Source organism: Mesorhizobium sp. M5C.F.Ca.IN.020.32.2.1 (assembly GCF_004023105.1).
Classification (GTDB): domain Bacteria; phylum Pseudomonadota; class Alphaproteobacteria; order Rhizobiales; family Rhizobiaceae; genus Mesorhizobium; species Mesorhizobium wenxiniae.
In genome coordinates, this window is sequence record NZ_RZSX01000015.1 from 1 (window position 1) to 19,283 (window position 19,283).

At 62.6% G+C, this 19,283-nt stretch carries 12 protein-coding genes and 4 pseudogenes; 10 read left to right on the forward strand and 6 right to left on the reverse strand.

Annotated features, from left to right (window positions below; all coding sequences use genetic code 11):
• The 6 genes and pseudogenes from EOA86_RS01540 to EOA86_RS01565 form a co-directional block, all read left to right on the forward strand.
• Positions 1-436: pseudogene (locus tag EOA86_RS01540) on the forward strand (branched-chain amino acid ABC transporter permease); the annotation flags it as partial.
• A 53-nt stretch (positions 437-489) separates the two neighbouring features.
• Positions 490-1,821: an ABC transporter substrate-binding protein gene (locus EOA86_RS01545; protein ID WP_091600477.1), complete on the forward strand. Its 1,332-nt coding sequence runs from the start codon at positions 490-492 to the stop codon at positions 1,819-1,821.
• Positions 1,822-1,887: 66 nt separating this feature from the next.
• On the forward strand, positions 1,888-2,679 hold the full coding sequence (locus tag EOA86_RS01550; RefSeq protein WP_128292925.1) for an ABC transporter ATP-binding protein: 792 nt from the start codon (positions 1,888-1,890) through the stop codon (positions 2,677-2,679).
• Entirely contained in the window at positions 2,676-3,923 is a 1,248-nt protein-coding gene (locus EOA86_RS01555) for an SfnB family sulfur acquisition oxidoreductase (protein WP_128292927.1), read from the forward strand. The genes EOA86_RS01550 and EOA86_RS01555 overlap by 4 nt, the downstream gene beginning before the upstream one ends.
• 32 nt (positions 3,924-3,955) lie before the next feature.
• Positions 3,956-5,131, forward strand: a pseudogene (gene ssuD, locus EOA86_RS01560) (FMNH2-dependent alkanesulfonate monooxygenase).
• Positions 5,128-6,558: an FAD/NAD(P)-binding protein gene (locus EOA86_RS01565; RefSeq protein WP_091600474.1), complete on the forward strand. Its 1,431-nt coding sequence runs from the start codon at positions 5,128-5,130 to the stop codon at positions 6,556-6,558. Before ssuD ends, EOA86_RS01565 begins: the two are co-directional and overlap by 4 nt.
• A 440-nt stretch (positions 6,559-6,998) precedes the next feature.
• On the opposite strand, the pseudogene EOA86_RS01570 reads toward EOA86_RS01565, so the two are convergent.
• Positions 6,999-7,820 (reverse strand): annotated as a pseudogene (locus tag EOA86_RS01570) (class I SAM-dependent methyltransferase); the annotation flags it as partial.
• 811 nt (positions 7,821-8,631) lie between these two features.
• Between EOA86_RS01570 and EOA86_RS01580 the strand changes: the two are divergent.
• Positions 8,632-8,940 carry a helix-turn-helix domain-containing protein gene (locus tag EOA86_RS01580; protein ID WP_236473435.1) on the forward strand — a complete coding sequence of 103 codons (309 nt, stop codon included), beginning with the start codon at positions 8,632-8,634 and terminating at the stop codon, positions 8,938-8,940.
• 207 nt (positions 8,941-9,147) lie between these two features.
• Here EOA86_RS01580 and EOA86_RS38380 read toward each other — a convergent pair whose 3' ends face one another.
• Positions 9,148-9,291: a hypothetical protein gene (locus EOA86_RS38380; protein WP_164783973.1), complete on the reverse strand. Its 144-nt coding sequence runs from the start codon at positions 9,289-9,291 to the stop codon at positions 9,148-9,150.
• A gap of 26 nt (positions 9,292-9,317) precedes the next feature.
• Positions 9,318-9,914 carry an omptin family outer membrane protease gene (locus EOA86_RS01585; RefSeq protein WP_091600473.1) on the reverse strand — a complete coding sequence of 199 codons (597 nt, stop codon included), beginning with the start codon at positions 9,912-9,914 and terminating at the stop codon, positions 9,318-9,320.
• A 276-nt stretch (positions 9,915-10,190) separates the two neighbouring features.
• On the opposite strand from EOA86_RS01585, the pseudogene EOA86_RS39875 reads away from it, so the two are divergent.
• Positions 10,191-10,435, forward strand: a pseudogene (locus EOA86_RS39875) (hypothetical protein); the annotation flags it as partial.
• A 15-nt stretch (positions 10,436-10,450) separates the two neighbouring features.
• Here EOA86_RS39875 and EOA86_RS01595 read toward each other — a convergent pair.
• Positions 10,451-11,905, reverse strand: coding sequence for a glutamate synthase subunit beta (locus EOA86_RS01595; protein ID WP_128340517.1), 1,455 nt, complete (start codon positions 11,903-11,905; stop codon positions 10,451-10,453).
• 144 nt (positions 11,906-12,049) lie between these two features.
• A complete protein-coding gene (gene gltB / locus EOA86_RS01600; RefSeq protein ID WP_128340518.1) occupies positions 12,050-16,786 on the reverse strand; it encodes a glutamate synthase large subunit in 4,737 nt (1,578 codons plus the stop codon).
• Positions 16,787-17,037: 251 nt separating this feature from the next.
• On the opposite strand from gltB, the gene EOA86_RS39240 reads away from it, so the two are divergent.
• Both EOA86_RS39240 and EOA86_RS01605 read left to right on the forward strand, forming a co-directional pair.
• On the forward strand, positions 17,038-17,256 hold the full coding sequence (locus tag EOA86_RS39240; protein WP_206629944.1) for a hypothetical protein: 219 nt from the start codon (positions 17,038-17,040) through the stop codon (positions 17,254-17,256).
• A complete protein-coding gene (locus EOA86_RS01605; protein WP_127208997.1) occupies positions 17,253-18,305 on the forward strand; it encodes a low specificity L-threonine aldolase in 1,053 nt (350 codons plus the stop codon). Before EOA86_RS39240 ends, EOA86_RS01605 begins: the two co-directional genes overlap by 4 nt.
• 72 nt (positions 18,306-18,377) lie before the next feature.
• Here the strand turns inward: EOA86_RS01605 and EOA86_RS01610 are convergent, their stop codons facing one another.
• Positions 18,378-18,845, reverse strand: coding sequence for an Hsp20 family protein (locus EOA86_RS01610; protein ID WP_127208998.1), 468 nt, complete (start codon positions 18,843-18,845; stop codon positions 18,378-18,380).
• Positions 18,846-19,283 lie beyond the last annotated feature (438 nt).

Genomic DNA, 19,283 nt, shown 5'->3' on the forward strand with positions numbered 1-19,283 from the left:
TCGCCGTGCGGGACAACGAAACCGCCGCACGCGTCATCGGTGTGCCGGTGCTGCGAACCAAGCTTCTGGCGTTCGCCATCTCGTCGTTCATCATCGGTATCGCCGGCGTGCTGTGGGCCTTCACCTATCTGCGCACCGTCGAGCCGGCAGGCTTCAATCTCGACCGCTCATTCCAGATCCTGTTCATCATCATCATCGGCGGGCTGGCCTCGATCCGTGGCGCGTTTTTGGTGCGGCGTTCATCGTTGTCCTCCCGCTCTTTCTGTCCCGGCTCGGCGCATTCCTGTTCGGCGGCCTGTTCGATTCGGGCGTTCTCGACATGAGCCAGCGCATCGTGCTCGGCGCCATTATCATCATCTTCCTCATCGCGGAACCGAGCGGGCTGTCGGCCCTCTTCGACCGCCTCAAACGACGGATCGGCTCAAGGTCCAGCTGATTGCCGCTCAACTTCCTCCTCCGCTCGGACCAACCCATCAGGAGACGTAAGCAATGACCTTCTTCAGTCACCTAAGAAAAGCGGCGATCGCCACGGCCTTCGTGCTCGGCGCGACGGCGGTTCACGCCGAAGAACAATACTTTCCCCTGCAGAGCTACCGTGTCGGTCCGTATGCGGCCGGCGGAACCGGCTTTTTCGGTGGCTTCATCGACTATCTCAACCTGATCAACATCCGCGACGGCGGCGTCAATGGCGCCAAGCTGGCCTGGAGCGAAGGCGAGACGCAATATGAGGTCGAGAAGGGCGTCGAGGTGTATGAACGGTTGAAGAGCAATCCCGGCATCGCTGCCTGGAATCCACTCTCGGTCGGCATCGCCTATGCCATGATCGATCGCATCACCGACGACAAGGTGCCGCTGATCACCATCAACCACGGCCGCACAGACACGACCGACGGGCGGGTGTTCCCTTACGTCTTCCCGCTGCTGCTCAATCCTTACAGCGAGACCTCCGGCATCGTGAACTACATCGCGTCCAAGGAAGGAGGCCTCGACAAGCTCAAGGGCAAGAACATCGTCGTGCTCTATCACGGCTCGCCCTATGGGAAGGAGACGATCCCGATCTATGAGCTGCTGTCGCAGAAATACGGCTTCGAGCTGTCGCAGATCGAGGTGCCGCATCCCGGCAACGAGCAGCAGGCGCAGTGGCTGACCATCCGGCGCGAGCATCCTGACTATGTCGTGCTGCGCGGCTGGGGCGTGATGAACCCCGTCGCCTTGAAGACCGCGCAGAAGACAGGCTTCCCGGCCGATCACATCATAGGCAATGTCTGGTCGAATTCCGAAGAGGATGTCATCCCCGCCGGCGATGCCGCCAAGGGCTATACGGCCATCACCACCCAGGCCTCGGGTGAGCGGTATCCGGTGGTCCAGGAGATCGTCAAAACGGTCTACGGCGACGGCAAAGGCAATCTCGAGGACAAAAGCCGCATCGGCTCGGTCTACCACAATCTCGGCATCGTCAATGGCATCCTCAATGTCGAGGCGGTCCGCATCGCACAGGCCAAGTTCGGCAACCGCACGCTGACCGGCGACGAAGTGCGTTGGGGCTTCGAGCATCTCAAGCTCGATCCGGCGCGCGTCGAGGCACTCGGCGCCAAGGACCTGTTCCACTCGATCAACGTCTCCTGGGACAATCACGAGGGTGACGGCTACGTGACCTTCCAGCAATGGGACGGCAAGAAGTGGAATGTCGTCTCCGACTGGATCGCTCCCGACTGGAAGCTGCTGCGTCCGATCATCGAGAAGTCGTCCGAGGCGTATGCCAAGGAAAAGGGCATCAAGATCCGCACGGCCGAGGACGCCGACGCGGTGGTCAGCAACTGAATTTGGTATGGTGCGGCCGACAAATCTGGCCGGCCGCGCCATCCACCTTCCCGAGCGGAGTCATCGATGTCCATCCCGGAATACCTGATACTGTCAGTTAGCAGCGTGGAGGCTGTCTACAACGGCGCCATCGCCGCCCTACACGGCGTCGACTTGTTGGTTGGCAGGGGCGAGATCGTCGCGCTGCTCGGCTCCAACGGTGCCGGCAAGACGACACTGCTGCGCGCCGTATCCAATCTCCTCCCGGCCGAGCGCGGCGCCATTACCGCCGGTCGGATCACCTTCGGTGGCGAGGATGTTTCAAGGGCAAGCCCCTCGCACCTAGTCCGCAGCGGCCTTGTCCAAGTCCTCGAGGGCCGGCATTGCTTCCGCTCGCTGACGGTCGAAGAGAACCTCTTCACCGGCGCGCTCGGACGCTCGTCCTCTCGCACGGGCGTCAAGGCGGACCTGGATCGTGTCTATTCACTTTTCCCAAGGCTCGCCGAGAAGCGGCGAACCCGGTCCGGCCTCACTTCCGGGGGCGAGCAGCAGATGACGGCTATCGGCCGGGGTCTGATGTCGCGGCCGAAACTCTTTGTTCTGGACGAGCCGTCGATGGGGCTGGCACCGCTGATCGTCGACGAGATCTTCAGCGCCCTGAAACGGCTCAACCGCGACGAAGGCCTTTCGATCCTCGTTGCCGAACAGAATTCGGCGGTCGCGCTGAAATACGCCGACCGCGCCACCGTGCTCGAGAACGGCGTCAGCGTGCTGGAAGGATCGGCTGCCGACTTGCGCCAGCGCACCGATATCAAAACCTACTACCTCGGCGGCGCGCCGCTTCCACCGCAACATTTTCCCAAGGAGACAGCAGCATGACCATCCAATCCAGGCAGGCGTCGGATAGCCGCAGTGCCGTCCCGCCGGTCGAACGACCCTCTGCCAAGGCGCATGTGATCAAGGCCGATGCCGAGGCAATCGCTGTCGCCGAAAAACTCGCCGCCGAATTCGCCAGGGATGCCTCCAAGCGGGATCGTGAACGCATCTGGCCGAAGGAAGAGCTCGATGCGTTTTCGCAGAGCGGCCTGTGGTCGATCAACGTGCCGAAAGCCTATGGCGGGCCGGAGCTCTCCTATGTGACCCTGTCGAAGGTGATCACCATCATCTCGGCGGCCGATCCGTCGCTCGGCCAGATTCCGCAGAACCATCTTGGCGTCGTCGCCGCTATCCGCACCGTCTCCGACGAGGCGCAGAAGAAGCTGCTTTTCGCTGAGGTGCTGTCCGGCACGCGCTTCGGCAACGCGTTCTCCGAGTTCGGCTCCAAGCGCGCGGCCGACTTCGAGACAAAGTTCGTCGACGCCGGCGACCATGTCGTGGTCAACGGCCAGAAATTCTATTCGAGCGGTGCTCTGCTTGCCCATCTGGTTCCGATCGTGGCGCTCGATGACGAGGGGCGCGCCTGGTATGCCATCGCCGATCGCGGCGCGCCCGGACTGACGGTGATCGACGACTGGTCGAGCTTCGGACAGAAGACGACTTTGTCCGGCACGGTCCTGCTCGACAATGTCAAGGTGCCCAAAACGCATCTTGTCCCCGGCTACAAGGGCTATGACAGGCCGACGGCCGACGGCGCCATCTTCCAGATCATCCAGGCCGCGGTCGATCTCGGCATCGCCAAGGCGGCGATCGACGAGACTGTCGGCTTCGTGCGCACCAAGTCGCGCGCCTGGATCGACAGCGGCGTCGATCATGCCTGGCAGGATCCTTATACGATCCAGGCGATTGGCGACCTTCGCCTGCGGGCCAACGCGGCAGAGGCGGTTCTGGAAAGGGCCGGGCTTGCGGTAGATCTCGCCGTGGCCGACCCGAACGAGAAGACCGTCGCGGAAGCGCAGATCGCGGTTGCCGAATCCAAGATCCTCACGACAGAGATCGCCATCATTGCCACGAACAAGCTGTTCGAGCTCGCCGGCACACGCTCGACGCTGGCCGAGCACAATCTCGACCGGCACTGGCGCAACGCCCGCACCCACACGCTGCACGATCCGGTGCGCTGGAAATACGCGATCCTCGGCAACTACTACCTCAACGACGTAAATCCGCCGCTCCATGCCTGGAGCTGAGCGAAGCGCCTCCAAATCACAGAGGACCATTCATGAGCATTGCCACTCCCGACAGGATCAAGGTCCTGTGGTTTCTGCCGACTCATGGCGACAGCCGCTATCTCGGCACCTCAGAGGGGGGGCAGGGCGGTCGACTTGCCCTATCTCACCCAAGTCGCGAAAGCCGCCGATGCCATCGGCTACTATGGCGCGCTGCTGCCGACAGGACGCAGTTGCGAAGATAGCTGGGTCGTGGCGTCGGCGCTGGCACCGCTGACGCAGCGGCTTCGCTTCCTTGTCGCCGTCCGGCCGGGCCTGCAATCGCCGACGCTAGCCGCGCGCAGACCTCGACGCTCGACCGCATTTCCAGCGGACGGCTGCTCATCAACGTCGTCACCGGCGGGGATCCGGTCGAGAACAAGGGCGACGGCATCTTCCTCAGCCATGACGAGCGCTATGAGGTGACGCGGGAATTCCTCGACATCTACAAGGCGGTGCTTCGCGGCGAGACCGTAGCGTTCGCAGGCAAGCACTTCCGTATCGAGGACGGTCGCCTACTGTTTCCGCCCGTGCAGACGCCACATCGGCCGCTCTATTTCGGCGGCTCGTCCGATGCCGCTAACGCGGTCGCCGCCGAACAGATCGACAAATATTTGACCTGGGGCGAACCGCCGGCGGACGTCGCGGCAAAGATTGCCTATGTGCGCGGTCTTGCCGAGAAAGCCGGGCGCCAGGTGACCTTCGGCATCCGGCTGCATGTCATCGTCCGCGAGACCAATTATGAGGCCTGGGCCGATGCCGACCGCCTGATCAGCCGCCTGGACGACAACACGATAACCGAGGCGCAGAAGGTTTTCGCGCGCATGGATTCCGTCGGCCAGTCGCGCATGAGCCGGCTTCATGGCGGCCGCCGCGACAAGCTCGAAATCAGTCCGAACCTGTGGGCTGGCGTTGGCCTGGTGCGCGGCGGCGCCGGCACCGCCCTGGTCGGCGATGCGGCGACAGTTGCGGAACGGATCGACGAATACCGGCGCATTGGCATCGATAGCTTTATCCTGTCCGGCTATCCGCATCTGGAGGAGGCCTATCGATTTGGCGAACTGGTGTTGCCGTTGTTGCCGCTCGATCATGAAATCTCGACGCGCCCGACGGCAGTGAACATGGGACCGTTCGGCGAAACGGTGGCCGGCGACCATCGGCCTTCGGCACTGCGCGCGAGTCAGTCTTGAGCGCCAGAGACTTGGGCAGGGGACCGGTCGTAGCCATCATCGGTGGCGGCTTTTCCGGTGCGGCGACCGCGTTTCATCTTGCGCGGCTGCTGCCCGCCGGTGCTGCCGATATCGTGGTCGTCGAGCCCAGAGAGGGGCTCGGCTATGGTCTGGCCTACTCGACGGCCGATCCTTCACACCGCATCAATGTGCCGGCGTCGAGAATGACGCTGATCTCCGGCCAGGACAGCCACTTTGCCGATTGGCTGGAGCAGACCGGCGCGATTCTCGACGATGCCGAGGCTATTGCCGCAAATGGAGCACTCTACCCACAACGACGCGTTTTCGGGCGCTACGTGGAATCTTATCTCCAACCCTTTCTGTTCGGCAAAGTGATCCGTCATGTCAGGTCCGCCGTCGCGTCAGTCGAGCTTAGTGGCCAGGGCTACATCCTGATTCTCGCTGATGGAAGGACGCTCGCAGCCGACGCCCTAGTGATTGCGGCGACGCATCCGCCACCGGCCTTGCCATCGGCCCTGCGGTCTGTGGCTGCTGCTGCCCGGCTGGTGGCCAATCCCTATGATCTCGGAGGGCTGCAAGCGATCGGCCGCGACGACCAAGTGCTCGTAGTCGGCACTGGATTGACGTCGGCGGATATCATTGCCACGCTGGACCGCAATGGGCATCGTAGCCGCATCGTCGCGCTGTCACGTCATGGTTATCGTTCGCGCAGCCACGCGGTGCTCCCGGGCGACCCGATTGGTGATTTCATCAGTCTGCCTTCACGCAGCGCAACAGTGATGCTCAGACGCATCCGGGCCACGATCCTAGATGCCAAGCGTCGGGGCGAAGACTGGCACCCGGTCCTCGATGCCGTCCGACGTCAGGGACAAATCATCTGGCAGGCCCTGCCGCTCGACGAGCAACGCCGCCTCGTGCGCCATTTGCGCACGCTGTGGGATGTGCATCGCTTCCGCATCGCGCCACAGGTCGCGGACGTGCTCGATCGCCGCGTTGCCGAAGGCATGCTCGCCTATCGCGCCGCATCGATCGTCGGCGCCGAGCAGGTCGACGGGCGCATTCGGGTCACGCTGCGGCCAAGGCGCCAACCCACTCAGACAACCGAGACGTTCGACAGGGTGGTCGTCACGACCGGGCCGGCGCATGCCGATATTTTCCGGACCAACACAGCAATTGCCGATCTCGGGCGAATGGGACTGGTCCGGCTAGACCCGATTGGCCTTGGCCTGGCGACCGACAGCCAAGGCCGTGCGGTCAGCACTTCCGGCCGACCGACCGACAGCATTTTCGTCAGCGGGCCGCTGGCGCGCGGCAGCGTTGGCGAATTGATGGGAATTCCCGAAGTCACCGCGCATGCCGAGCGTATAGCCGCTGAAATCCACCAATGGCTTGGATACCAAACGGCGTTGCGTCGTAAGGCGTCGTGAAGCTGCAAACACGATGAGGCTATCCAGATGACACTCACCGAGCGTATTGCGAAGGTGGAAGCCCATCGTGTCGTAAATAGGCCACTGGTCGCGTGCCGCTCCTGGCGCTTTTAGCAGATCCGCTCGACCTCGGAGGTGCCGATCTCCATGCCCAGACTTCGCACCGGCGTCCACCGCTTTGATGACGATCCGAGACGATCAGCCCACCGCGGCGGGTCGAGAAAGCACTGGGCGGGAAGACGCCTACAGCGAGGCTGCTCGCCTTGTGGCCGCAGAGAGGGAAAGAATCTGCCGCCGGACATCGACTTCAGTGGTTTAGAGAAGGCGGCTCGGCAGCGACCTCTGCGTGAACCCAGACGCCTTGAAAAGCCCGATGCGTCCGGATTTTGGCGGTGATCTTCATCAAATGCGATGAGCTGCAATTTCTGGCGACGGCCACGCTAAGGGCGGGCCTCCAGCACCATGTTGAACGGTGTCTCCGCGGCGCGACGCAATCGCTTGAAGCCGCCACCGGTCACCACCTTGCGCAGCCTCGCCTCACCGGCCTGGGCTCCAAGCGCGAGCCCGACTTCCTGCGACACGGACGCGGGCGTGCACACGAACGTGGAAGCGGCATAGTAAACGCGTCCGACGGGATTGAGGTTCGCCGCCAGATGATCATGCGCGAACGGCTCGACGATCATCCACGTGCCATCCGGCTTGAGCGATCCGTGGACATGGGTGGCGGCGCCCGTCGGGTCGCCCATGTCGTGAAGGCAATCGAAGAATGTGACGAGGTCGTAGGTTCCGGGATAGCTCTTGGCGGCGGCGACGTCGAACCGCGTGTTGACGCCGACGCCGGCTACCTCGGCCGCCTTGCGGGCGCGCTCAATCGGAGGGGCATGATAGTCGAAGCCGACGAAGCGCGAAATTGGGGAAGGCCTGTGCCATGAGCACGGTCGATGCACCATGACCGCATCCAACATCCGCGACGTCCACGCCGCGTTCGAGCTTCTCGACGACGCCCTCCAAGGCCGGCAGCCAGGAGTCGATCAGATTGGCATTGTAGCCTGGACGGAAGAACCGTTCCGTACCGCGAAACAGACACGCGCTATGATCGTGCCACCCGACGCCATTGCCGGACGGAATGCCTGCCTCACCTTTTCTTCATCGAGCCACAGCGCGGACAGGAACTCGAATGCGCCTGCCATGAAGGCCGGGCTGTCTTCATCGGCGAACACCAGCTCTTGCTCGGCGTTGAGATAGAATTTGTCGCTCGCTTCGGTGGTCGGGAATGACAGCCACCTCCATGCCGTTGAAAAGCAGGAAATCCGTCACGTTGCCCTCGTCGGTAACCGGCGGAGCCGGAGTGGTCGTCACCAGGGCAAGCCCTGTCGCAGCAGGTATCCTAGGGCAGCCCGTCAGAACATCGATGACTCCGGTTGTGGTGCCGGGGCGGGCGATCAGGGGCCAAGTGATTGTTCCGAGGCGGCTGTATGTTGTGGTAAGGTGATCATGCGAATTCTTGTTGGTCGGTCACGTGTTTTGCGGATGACCCGCATGTACTGTGCCAAATGAGAAAACCATTCAAACGCAATCCAGTAGATCTGACTGTATCCGACATTGTCGGAATTTGGACATCGCCGAACGCGAAGCGCTCGGGGCTTGTGACGATACTTGAGCGTGCTGCTTCGGAGGAGGGATGCGCCTCGAACCGGCCGCGAGGCCTTTTTCTGGCAACGGATATTCCGGCCGGGTTAGGCCGCGAGGAAAGCGACGGTGAATAAGAGGTAGAGGACCAACCGTTTTGAGCGGGTAGTTGCCGTGTTGCGCCCCCACGCAAAGGCCAGCACCACGGAGCAGTATTTCTGGTGGCGACACTACAACGCCTTTAAGTGCCGGTTACCCGTTTTTACCCGATGCTGGATACGACTACAACGACTCCTTCCCGAGCCTGCGTGCGGCGCTTACCTGGAAGATGGAAGCCGGTCAGATCGCAACGGGGGAGGGCGGCCAGATCTGGGCAATCCCGCATGCATTTGAGAACATCCAGCTGTTCTACCGCCTGTTCCCGCCAACGGCGGAGATCACGCCGTGTCACCCCAAGCACTTAAACCCAGCGTGCCGATGGCAGCCGAAGGACCTGGCGCGCGCGCCTCGTCCGGTTCGGCTTCGCTGGAGGGGCGTTCCATCGACTGTTTCAGCCTTGCAATCATCCAGGCGCTGGCCAAAAGCCAGATGGAGCGCCGGCTCAGGAACCGGCGCAAAAACTCGAGCCTGCCGGCGCTGATCGAGCTGGTGCTGGCGCGGCCGCTGGTGTCGGCAGGTCTGGTCGCGGCCGAGCTGAAAATTAGCCAGCGTGCTGCGCTCGGGCTGGTGCCGAACTCGGCATCCGTGAGGTGACCGGCAGGGGCGCTACCGGACGTGGGGCCCCGTTTAGCTGCGGCGGGCTTTGGCGAAAGCGACAGCACTGATGATTTTTGCTGTACGCTCATTCTCCCTCATCTGCGCGTTGACAGAAAACCAGCAGCCGAGGGTCACTGCACGCTGTGCTCCCGCGATTTCCGGAAAACCAATGAAGAACGACTTTGATCTATCGCGCGGGACGTATCATTCAACCATGTCGAGAACGGGCGTGACGGCACGTACACTATGGACCAGAGAACTTTGTCTGGCGACTTTGCGCACGCCTGCAGAACTCTTCGGAAAACTTCCTTCTGTTGATCCAATGATCGTAATGAGCTGGAGTGGCATCGCCGCTCTCCCCGGTTCTTGCTCTCTCAGTTGAACTTGATGCTGGCCTGCACGAACACGCCGTAGCGCTTTGCCTTCCAATCGTCGGCCTGCGGGGAACCACGACCGCCCATTGCCTCTTCGAAATGAGCCGTGCCGTTATTCGCCACGGCCCAGTAGCGGGCGCCGACGCCGATGTTGAACAAATCCGTGACCTTGTAGTTCAACACCGCCTCGAGCTGGACGCCATGCCCATCGCCGTCTTCGGGAATTAGCTTGATCTTGGGGCGCATGTGGTGCTGATCTTTGCCGTCGAGCCGCGTGAAGAGGAACGCCACGTCACCAGAAAGGCTGAGTCGCGCGGTGAGTTGCGTCTGCCCGGCCAAGCCGAGTCGCAGCGAATGCCAATCGTTGTCCTGGCTGATGAGGTTGACGTAGGTCGGGACGGTTGGCACACAGGTCCTCCAGTTGGTCGCCTGCTGCGTGCAACCGAAAGCGTCGTAGCTCTCGTGCCAGAAATTGTTGCCAACAAAAGCACCGATGCGGTAGCGCGGCGCGTTCAAGAAATTATATCCAAGATCGGCGGTGAAATAGCTGACGCCGCCCCCGCGCTGATCACTGAATGTGTTTGAGTAGCCCCCCATTTCCGTAAGAAGTCCTCGTCATGAGAAAACCCTCCCTGATGCCGCCGGCACCGAGGAGGCCTTTACGAAAATGCCAGTCGGATTGTGGATCGCGTTGAAGAAGACTTCACTCGAATGCGCGTCTAGATCGTCATAGGTGAGCCGCGAGACCGGTGACGTACCTTTATGATTGTAAAGGTCCTTCGATGCTTGCCGGTACTGGGCCAGTAGCGTAGTCCACCCTCGAACGAAAAGACTGAGGCCGCCGCCCCGGCTACCGACGCCGACTCGAAATCACCGGCACTCGACGGCGGTTCGGAACTCCTCGGTGCCGCAGCGCCGGCCAAGCCGGGCCCGGTGAAAAATTCGTCGTCGAGGGCAAGGCGCCCGCTGCTTCGCCCGGCCGCGCCGACGATTTTTCTTGGCCGCCAAGGCGGCAGCCTGCGGCCGCGGCCACAACCGAAACGACCACGGCGATCGTCCGTAAACCTGCCCCCGGGACACCTGAAGGGCAAAGCGCCCTCAGATGGCCGCGGGAGTAGCGTTTCCAAACGGTCTCAGCGCGGCAGCACGCTCGATCCCATCAGCGCCTCGTCGATCGAACGCGCTGCCTGACGGCCCTCGCGGATCGCCCAGACGACCAGCGATTGACCGCGGCGCACATCGCCCGCTGCATAGAGCTTTTCGACGCTGGTCTTGTAGTCGCGATCATTGGCCTCGACGTTGTTCGAGCGGCGGCTGTCGATGGCGATCTTCATCTGGCCAGCCAGTTCCGACACTGGCCCGACCGCGGCCGGCCCAGCAAAGCCGATAGCGATGAAGGCGAGATCCGCGCGGATGACGAATTCCGTGCCGGCGATCGGCTTGCGCTTTTCATCGACCTCGCAGCATTTGACGCCGGTCAACGCGCCGTCCTCGCCGATGAATTCGAGCGTCGCCACCTGGAACTCGCGTTCGGCGCCTTCCGCCTGCGAGGACGAGGTGCGCATCTTCGTCGCCCAGTAGGGCCAGACCGAAAGCTTGTCCTCCTTTTCCGGCGGCTGCGGCCGGATGTCGAGCTGGGTGACACGAACGGCGCCTTGGCGGAAGGCGGTACCGACGCAGTCGGATGCGGTGTCGCCGCCACCGACGACGACAACATGCTGGCCGCCGGCGACGATCGGCCGCGAGGGCCACGCCACCGACTGGATCGGCTCGCCGCCGATGCGCTTGTTCTGCTGCACCAGATAGGGCATCGCATCATGCACGCCGTCGAGATCGTCGCCGGGAATGTTGGCCGGGCGCGGTGTTTCCGAACCGCCGCAATAGAGCACCGCATCATATTCGGCGAGCAGCTCCGCCACCGGCTTGTCGACGCCGACATTGATCCCGCAATGGAAGCTCACGCCCTCGCCTTGCATCTGCTCGATGCGCCGGTCGATATAGTGCTTCTCGATCTTGAAGTCGGGGATGCCGTAGCGCATCAGCCCGCCCGGCCGGCTCTCGCGCTCATAGACGTGAACGTCGTGACCGGCGCGGCCAAGCTGCTGGGCGGCCGCCATGCCGGCCGGCCCCGAGCCAATGATTGCGACGCGCCTGCCGGTTTTCCTTTCCGGCGGATAGGGCCGGATATGACCGGTTTCATAGGCCTTGTCGGCGATTGCTTGCTCGATCGTCTTGATGGCGACCGGAATGTCCTCGAGGTTCAGCGTGCAGGCTTCCTCGCAAGGCGCCGGACAGATGCGGCCGGTGAATTCCGGGAAATTATTGGTCGAATGCAGGTTGCGGATCGCATTGTCCCAGTCGCCATTGTAGACGAGGTCGTTCCAGTCCGGGATCTGGTTGTGGACCGGGCAGCCGGTCGGCCCGTGACAGTATGGAATGCCGCAATCCATGCAGCGCGCGGCCTGTTTCTCGACCTCCTTGTCCGACATCGGCAGCGTGAACTCGCGAAAATGCCGGATGCGGTCGGAAGCCGGCTGGTACTTGTGCACCTGCCGGTCGATCTCGAGAAACCCTGTTACCTTGCCCATAGTCCAGTCCCTGCTGTCCAGATGGCGCGCTCGAAGACGCACCCGTTAACCTCATAAGGCAGCCATGGCAACCTTCAGACCGAGGCTAGGATTGTTGATGAAGGCGTCGACAGGGAAGCCTGGCTTCCCGGCAACTCCCAAAGCCTATTCCGCCGCAACGCCCATGCGCATGCGTTCCATTTCGATCAGCGCGCGGCGGTATTCGACCGGCATGATCTTCCGGAATTTCGGCCGGAAAGTCGCCCAGTTGTCGAGGATCTCGCGGCCGCGCACCGAACCCGTGTAATGAACGTGGTTCGAGATCAACTGATAGAGCCGCTCCTCATCATGGCTGGTCATGTCGCCGGACACGTCGACGCGGCCTTTGTGGTCGAGGTCGCCGCCATGATGGAGCAGTTTCTCCATCAGGTCGTCTTCCTCGGGAACGGGTTCCAGTTCGACCATCGCCATGTTGCAGCGCTCGGCGAAATCACCCACCTCGTCGAGCACATAGGCGACGCCGCCCGACATGCCGGCGGCAAAGTTGCGGCCGGTCTGGCCGATGACGACGACAATGCCGCCGGTCATGTACTCGCAGCCATGGTCGCCAACACCTTCGACGACGGCAGCGACGCCCGAATTGCGAACCGCAAAACGCTCGCCGGCGACGCCGCAGAAATAGGCCTCGCCCTCGGTCGCGCCGTAGAGCACCGTATTGCCGACGATGATCGACTCGGCTGCGACGATCTTCGTGTTCTCAGGCGGGCGGATGACGATGCGCCCGCCCGACAGGCCCTTGCCGACGTAGTCGTTGGCGGCACCGACCAGCTCGAACGAAACCCCACGCGCCAGGAAGGCGCCGAAGGACTGGCCGGCGGTGCCGGTGAGCTTCACCGAGATCGTGTCCTCGCGCAAGCCCTTGTGCCTGAAGCGCTTTGCCACTTCGCCCGACAGCATGGCGCCGGTCGAACGGTCGACATTGCGGATCGGCAGCTCGATGCTGACCGGCTGCCTGGCTTCGAGCGCCGGCTTGGCCAACTCGATCAGCTTGCGGTCGAGCACGTCGTCGATCGGATGCTTCTGCCGCTCGGTCCAGTGCACCGCCTCATGCGGCGCATCCGGCTTGAAGAACATCTTGCTGAAATCGAGCCCGCGCGCCTTCCAGTGCTGGATCAGCGCCCGCTTCTCCAGGAGTTCGGTGTCGCCGATGATCTGGTCGAGATGGGTGTAGCCCATCTCGGCGAGCAGCGCCCGGACCTCTTCCGCCACATAGAAGAAGAAGTTGATGACGTGTTCCGGCGTGCCCTTGAAGCGCTTGCGCAACACCGGATCCTGCGTCGCGACGCCGACCGGGCAGGTGTTGAGATGGCACTTGCGCATCATGATGCAGCCGGCCGCGATCAGCGGCGCGGTCGAGAAGCCGAATTCGTCGGCGCCAAGCAGCGCGCCGATGACAACGTCGCGCCCGGTGCGCAGGCCGCCATCGACCTGCAGCGCGACGCGCGACCTGAGGCCGTTGAGCACCAGCGTCTGGTGCGTCTCGGCAAGGCCCATTTCCCACGGGCTGCCGGCGTGCTTGAGCGAGGTCAGCGGCGATGCGCCGGTGCCGCCGTCATAGCCGGAAATGGTGATGTGATCGGCGCGCGCCTTGGCGACGCCGGCCGCAACCGTGCCGACACCGACTTCGGAGACCAGCTTGACCGAGACATCAGCCGCCGGATTGACGTTCTTGAGGTCGTAGATGAGCTGCGCCAGATCCTCGATCGAGTAGATGTCGTGATGCGGCGGCGGCGAGATCAGGCCGACGCCGGGCGTCGAATGCCTGACCTTGGCAATGGTGGCATCGACCTTGTGACCGGGCAGCTGACCGCCCTCGCCGGGCTTCGCGCCTTGCGCGACTTTGATCTGCATCACATCGGAATTCACCAGATATTCCGCCGTCACGCCGAACCGGCCGGAGGCAACCTGCTTGATCGCCGAACGCTCGGGGTTCTTGCCGCCGCCCGGCAGCGGCAGGTAGCGGTCGGCCTCTTCGCCGCCCTCGCCGGTGTTCGACTTGCCGCCGATGGTGTTCATGGCGCGCGCCAGCGTGGTGTGCGCTTCCCTGGAGATCGAGCCGAAGGACATCGCTCCGGTCGAGAACCGCTTGACAATATCGGCCGCCGACATGACCTCGTCGAGCGCGACCTTCTTGCGCCCGGTTTCTTCGGCGAACCTGATCTTGAACAGGCCGCGAATGCTCTGCGCTCGCGCCGTCTCGCTGTCGATTTGAGCGGAATAGTCCCTGAACGTCTCCCACGACCCCTGGCGCACAGCGTGCTGCAGGGTGGCCACCGCATCGGGCGACCAGATATGTGCTTCACCGCGCATGCGGAACATGTATTCGCCGCCGACCTCGAGGCTGTTGCGCAGCACCGGGTCGTTGCCGAAGCCGTCAGCGTGGCGGCTGACCGTCTCGGCCGCGATCTCTTCCAGCTCGACGCCTTCGATCAGCGTCGCGGTGCCGGTGAAATACTTCTGCACGAAATCGGTCTTCAGCCCGATGGCGTCGAAGATCTGCGCGCCGCAATAGGACTGGTAGGTGGAGATGCCCATCTTCGACATCACCTTGAGAATGCCCTTGCCGATCGACTTGATGTAGCGGGACACAACCTCATAGGCGTCGACCTCGGCCGGCAGCTCGCCGCGCTTATGCATGTCGAGCAGCGTGTCGAAGGCGAGATAGGGATTGATCGCCTCGGCGCCATAGCCGGCAAGGCAGCAGAAATGATGCACCTCGCGCGGTTCGCCGGACTCGACGACCAGCCCCACCGACGTGCGCAATCCCTTGCGGATCAGATGATGGTGGACCGCCGCCGTCGCCAGCAATGCCGGGATGGCGATGCGGTCCGGCCCGAGCTGACGGTCCGACAGGATGATGATGTTGTAGCCGCCGGCGACCGCCGCCTCGGCGCGCTCACACAGCCGGTCGATGGCGCCCTGCATGCCGGCCGCGCCTTCGTTCGAAGCATAGGTGATGTCGATCGTCTTGGTGTCGAAACGGTCCTCGGTATGACCGATGGAGCGGATCTTTTCGAGATCGCCATTGGTCAAGATCGGCTGGCGCACTTCGAGCCGCTTGCGACGCGAATTGCCGACGAGGTCGAAGATGTTCGGCCTCGGCCCGATGAAGGACACTAGGCTCATCACCAGTTCCTCGCGGATCGGGTCGATCGGCGGGTTGGTGACCTGGGCGAAGTTCTGCTTGAAATATGTGTAGAGCAGCTTCGATCTGTCCGACATCGCCGAAATCGGCGTGTCGGTGCCCATCGAGCCGACCGCTTCCTGGCCGGTGGTCGCCATCGGCGACATCAACAGCTTGGTGTCTTCCTGGGTAAAGCCGAACGCCTGCTGGCGATCGAGCAGGCTGACGTCCCTGCGCAGCGCCCGCGGCTCGACCGGCTTCAGGTCTTCGAGGATGAGTTGGGTGTTGGCGAGCCAGCTCTTGTAGGGATGCCTGGTCGCGATCTCCGACTTGATCTCCTCGTCGGAAACGATGCGAGCCTTCTCCAGGTCGATCAGCAGCATGCGGCCGGGCTGCAGCCGCCACTTCTTGACGATCCTCTCCTCCGGCACCGGCAGCACGCCGGCTTCCGAGGCCATGATGACGCGATCGTCGTCGGTGACGATGTAGCGCGCCGGGCGCAGCCCGTTGCGGTCGAGCGTGGCGCCGATCTGGCGGCCGTCGGTGAAGGCCACCGCCGCCGGCCCATCCCACGGCTCCATCAGGGCCGCGTGATATTCGTAAAAGGCCTTGCGATCTTGATCCATCAACTTGTTGCCGGCCCAGGCTTCCGGGATCAGCATCATCATCGCGTGAGCGAGCGAGTAGCCGCCCTGCGTCAGGAATTCGAGCGCATTGTCGAAACATGCGGTGTCCGACTGCCCCTCATAGGAGATCGGCCACAGCTTGGAGATGTCGTTGCCGAACAGTTCGGAATCGACCGAAGCCTGACGCGCCGCCATCCAGTTGACGTTGCCGCGCAGCGTGTTGATCTCGCCATTGTGGGCGACCATGCGATAGGGATGCGCCAGCTTCCACGACGGGAAGGTGTTGGTCGAGAAACGCTGGTGGACCAGGATCAGCGCCGTCTCGAAACGCGGATCGGTCAGATCCTTGTAATAGGCGCCGACCTGATAAGCCAGGAACATGCCCTTGTAAACGATGGTCCGCGATGACATCGACACGACGTAGAAGCCATTGTCGACGCCCTTGGTCTCCTCGTGGATACGACCGGAAATGACCTTGCGCAGGATGTAGAGCCGCCGTTCGTAATCGTCGTCGCTCTCGATCTCGGCGCCGCGACCCAGAAATACCTGCCGCTGGACCGGTTCGGAAGCAGCGATATCAGGCGCCTTTGACAGCGATGAATTGTCGACCGGCACGTCGCGAAAGCCGAGCAGCGGCTGGCCTTCGAGCTGCGCGACCTCGGCGATGATGCCTTCGATATGCGCCTGAAGCTCAGGATCGCGCGGCATGAACACATGGCCGACGGCGTAATGGCCGGGGTTGGGCAGTTCGACGCCCTGGCTGGCCATCTCCTCGCGGAAGAAGCGGTCGGGAAGCTGCACCAGCACGCCGGCGCCGTCGCCCATCAGCGGATCAGCGCCGACGGCGCCGCGATGCGTCAGGTTTTCGAGCACCGCAAGGCCGTCCTTGACGATCTGATGCGACTTCACGCCCTTCATGTTGACGATGAAGCCGACGCCGCAGGCATCGTGCTCGTTGCGCGGATCGTACAGGCCGTGCGCGGCGAAGCCGGTGTCGGTTCGCTCAATTTTGGTTCGGGACCGATTTTTGACGGCTGGCGCTTTCGTCTGCGCGGCCGGGCCGTTCGTCGCAGATGGCGTCACTTCCGTCATCGTCCTGTCCTCCATCCCCAGCCCTTAGGGCGCTGGTTTCCGTTGGGAAGCGCATGAGCTTCCCTCATCCTTACGGCACGTCTTGCGAAATCCTTGCCGAACCAGGCGGCCTGGTTCGCATCCGGTAATCGTACGGGGCAGAGCCGGCCGTCTATCTGTCGCTCGCGGCAGCGGCCGGAGAGGCCTAATGATACGCCAATCCAGCCTGTTTTCTGCGACAAAATAAGACAGCACTACTGTCCTAAATTTTTATGACAGAAATCACGTACGGGCACAAGACCGATTCACAACAATCTTGGGCTGTCCGCGACAGAAAATTACGCGCGGCCACGCCAAAACGCAACCTTCGCCCGTATGCCCTGTTTTCCGCTCTCGCTGGCGTTACCGCGTATCCGGTGCTTGGCACTTGCGAGCGGCATGCGAAAGCGGCCAAGGTTGCATCGATTTTTCTAGCACAGGCAAACGTATGAATTTCGCTTCCGACAATTGGGCAGGCACCCATCCCAACATCGCCGCGGGCCTGTCCGCCCACGCCGGCGGCTTCTCCACCGCCTATGGCGACGGCGCCCTCGACCAGGCTGTCTACCAGAGCTTCAACGAAATTTTCGAGCGCGAGGTCGCTGTGTTTTTCGTGGCGACCGGCACCGCCGCCAATTCGCTGTCGCTGACCGCCTATAACAAATCAGGCGGCATTTCCTTCTGCCATCGAGAGTCGCATGTCATTGAGGATGAATGCGGCGCGCCGGAATACTTTACCGGCGGCTCACGGCTCTATCCCGTCGACGGTGCGCTGGGCAAGATCGATCCGGACAACCTGGACAGGGCGGTGGGCAGATTCGCGCCTGAAATCGTCCATTCCGGGCGCCCGATGGCGGTGTCGATCACCCAGTCGACCGAAGTCGGCACCATCTACACACTGAACGAAATTGCCCGGATTTCGGCGATGGCCAAGCATCACAAACTGCCGCTGCACATGGATGGCGCCCGCTTCGCCAATGCGCTGGTCGCGCTAGAGACGACGCCGGCCGAGATGACCTGGAAGCACGGCGTCGACATCCTCTCTTTCGGCGGTACCAAGAACGGCTGCTGGTGCGCCGAGGCTATCGTGCTATTCGATCTCGACCGCGCCAGGGAACTGGCCTTCCTGCGCAAGCGCGCGGCGCAATTGTTCTCAAAATCGCGCTTCGTCGCCGCGCAGTTCGAAGCCTATTTCAAGGACGACCTGTGGCTTGACACGGCCCGGCACGCCAACGTTACGGCAGCACGCCTTGCTGCACTGATCGAGGATTCCCCGTCGGCTCGCCTGGCCTGGCTGCCGCAAGCGAACGAAGTGTTCGCGGTGATGAAAAAGGCCGAGGCTGAACGGGTGCAATTGGCCGGTGCCGCCTTCTACGACTGGCACAAGCCGCATGGCTTCGACGGCCATATCGGCGAGGACGAGGCGCTCTACCGTTTCGTCACCAGCTTTGCGACCACGGCCGAAGAGGTCGACCGCTTTGGCCAGCTAGTTGCTGGATAGCGGCACCTTATCCACCAAAAAAGGGCGGCGCCAGGCGCCGCCCTTCGTCCCTGAGGCGTCTTGTGACGCGGCTTACGCGGCGGTGTTAGCCTCGATCTGCTTGGCCTTCGCCGAAGACGCGGTGATTGCGATCTTGCGGGGCTTCAGCTCCTCGGGAATATTGCGCTTGAGGTCGACGAAGAGCAGGCCATTCCTCAGCGAGGCGCCGACGACGTCAACGTGGTCGGCAAGCTGGAAGCGGCGCTCAAAGGCCCTGCCGGCGATACCGCGATAGAGCAGTTCGGAGCCTTCGCCATTGCCCTCTTCCTTGCGCTCACCCGTGACAGTCAGGACGTTGCGGTGAGCCTCGATCGAGAGCTCGTCGTCCGAGAAGCCGGCGACCGCCATCGAGATGCGATAGGAATCCTCGCCAGTGCGCTCGATGTTGTAGGGCGGATAGGTCTGCGCACTTTCAGGCTGCGCAAGCGAATCGAGCATGGTGAACAGCCGGTCGAAACCGACGGTCGAACGATAGAGCGGGGAAAAATCAACGTGACGCATAGTGTGTTCTCCTGTTGAGCAACAAGGTTTGCGTATGGCCGGTGCGAAACCCGTGACGGCGTTCCGGATAGGCCAGCGGCCCCGACATTGGCGGCCGCAACAGACATTTGGGGAACACGTGAAAGCATTTCAAGATTTCTCGATGAACGGCAGATGAACCGCGGCTTCGGCGGGCGTTCAGCTAAGTCGCGCTAGACTGGTTCCAGGATCAAGGAACAGGCGACGGTTACGGCGTCGCGCGTCCTCTCGGACAGGCAAACGACGCTGTAACACTTTGATCGCGCATGATTCACAGCGAAAATCGGGTGCGATTTTCGGGGTTATGCGCGAGATACCGCAACGAGGCCGACCGGGTGTAACGTCCCTTCCTCCCGGATCGACGGGGGCCGGAAGCATGCCGCAAGCTGCTTTCGGCCTCACTTGCTGGCTGCCTCGTTC

What these genes read in the sequence shown, in the direction of transcription:
- EOA86_RS01545 (WP_091600477.1), top strand. Translation starts at nt 490, where the DNA reads ATGACCTTCTTCAGTCACCTAAGAAAAGCGGCGATCGCCACGGCCTTC.
- EOA86_RS01550 (WP_128292925.1), top strand. Translation starts at nt 1,888, where the DNA reads ATGTCCATCCCGGAATACCTGATACTGTCAGTTAGCAGCGTGGAGGCT.
- EOA86_RS01555 (WP_128292927.1), top strand. Translation starts at nt 2,676, where the DNA reads ATGACCATCCAATCCAGGCAGGCGTCGGATAGCCGCAGTGCCGTCCCG.
- EOA86_RS38380 (WP_164783973.1), bottom strand. Translation starts at nt 9,291, where the DNA reads ATGCCACTCCAGCTCATTACGATCATTGGATCAACAGAAGGAAGTTTT.
- EOA86_RS01585 (WP_091600473.1), bottom strand. Translation starts at nt 9,914, where the DNA reads ATGGGGGGCTACTCAAACACATTCAGTGATCAGCGCGGGGGCGGCGTC.
- EOA86_RS01595 (WP_128340517.1), bottom strand. Translation starts at nt 11,905, where the DNA reads ATGGGCAAGGTAACAGGGTTTCTCGAGATCGACCGGCAGGTGCACAAG.
- gltB (WP_128340518.1), bottom strand. Translation starts at nt 16,786, where the DNA reads ATGACGGAAGTGACGCCATCTGCGACGAACGGCCCGGCCGCGCAGACG.
- EOA86_RS39240 (WP_206629944.1), top strand. Translation starts at nt 17,038, where the DNA reads ATGACAGAAATCACGTACGGGCACAAGACCGATTCACAACAATCTTGG.
- EOA86_RS01605 (WP_127208997.1), top strand. Translation starts at nt 17,253, where the DNA reads ATGAATTTCGCTTCCGACAATTGGGCAGGCACCCATCCCAACATCGCC.
- EOA86_RS01610 (WP_127208998.1), bottom strand. Translation starts at nt 18,845, where the DNA reads ATGCGTCACGTTGATTTTTCCCCGCTCTATCGTTCGACCGTCGGTTTC.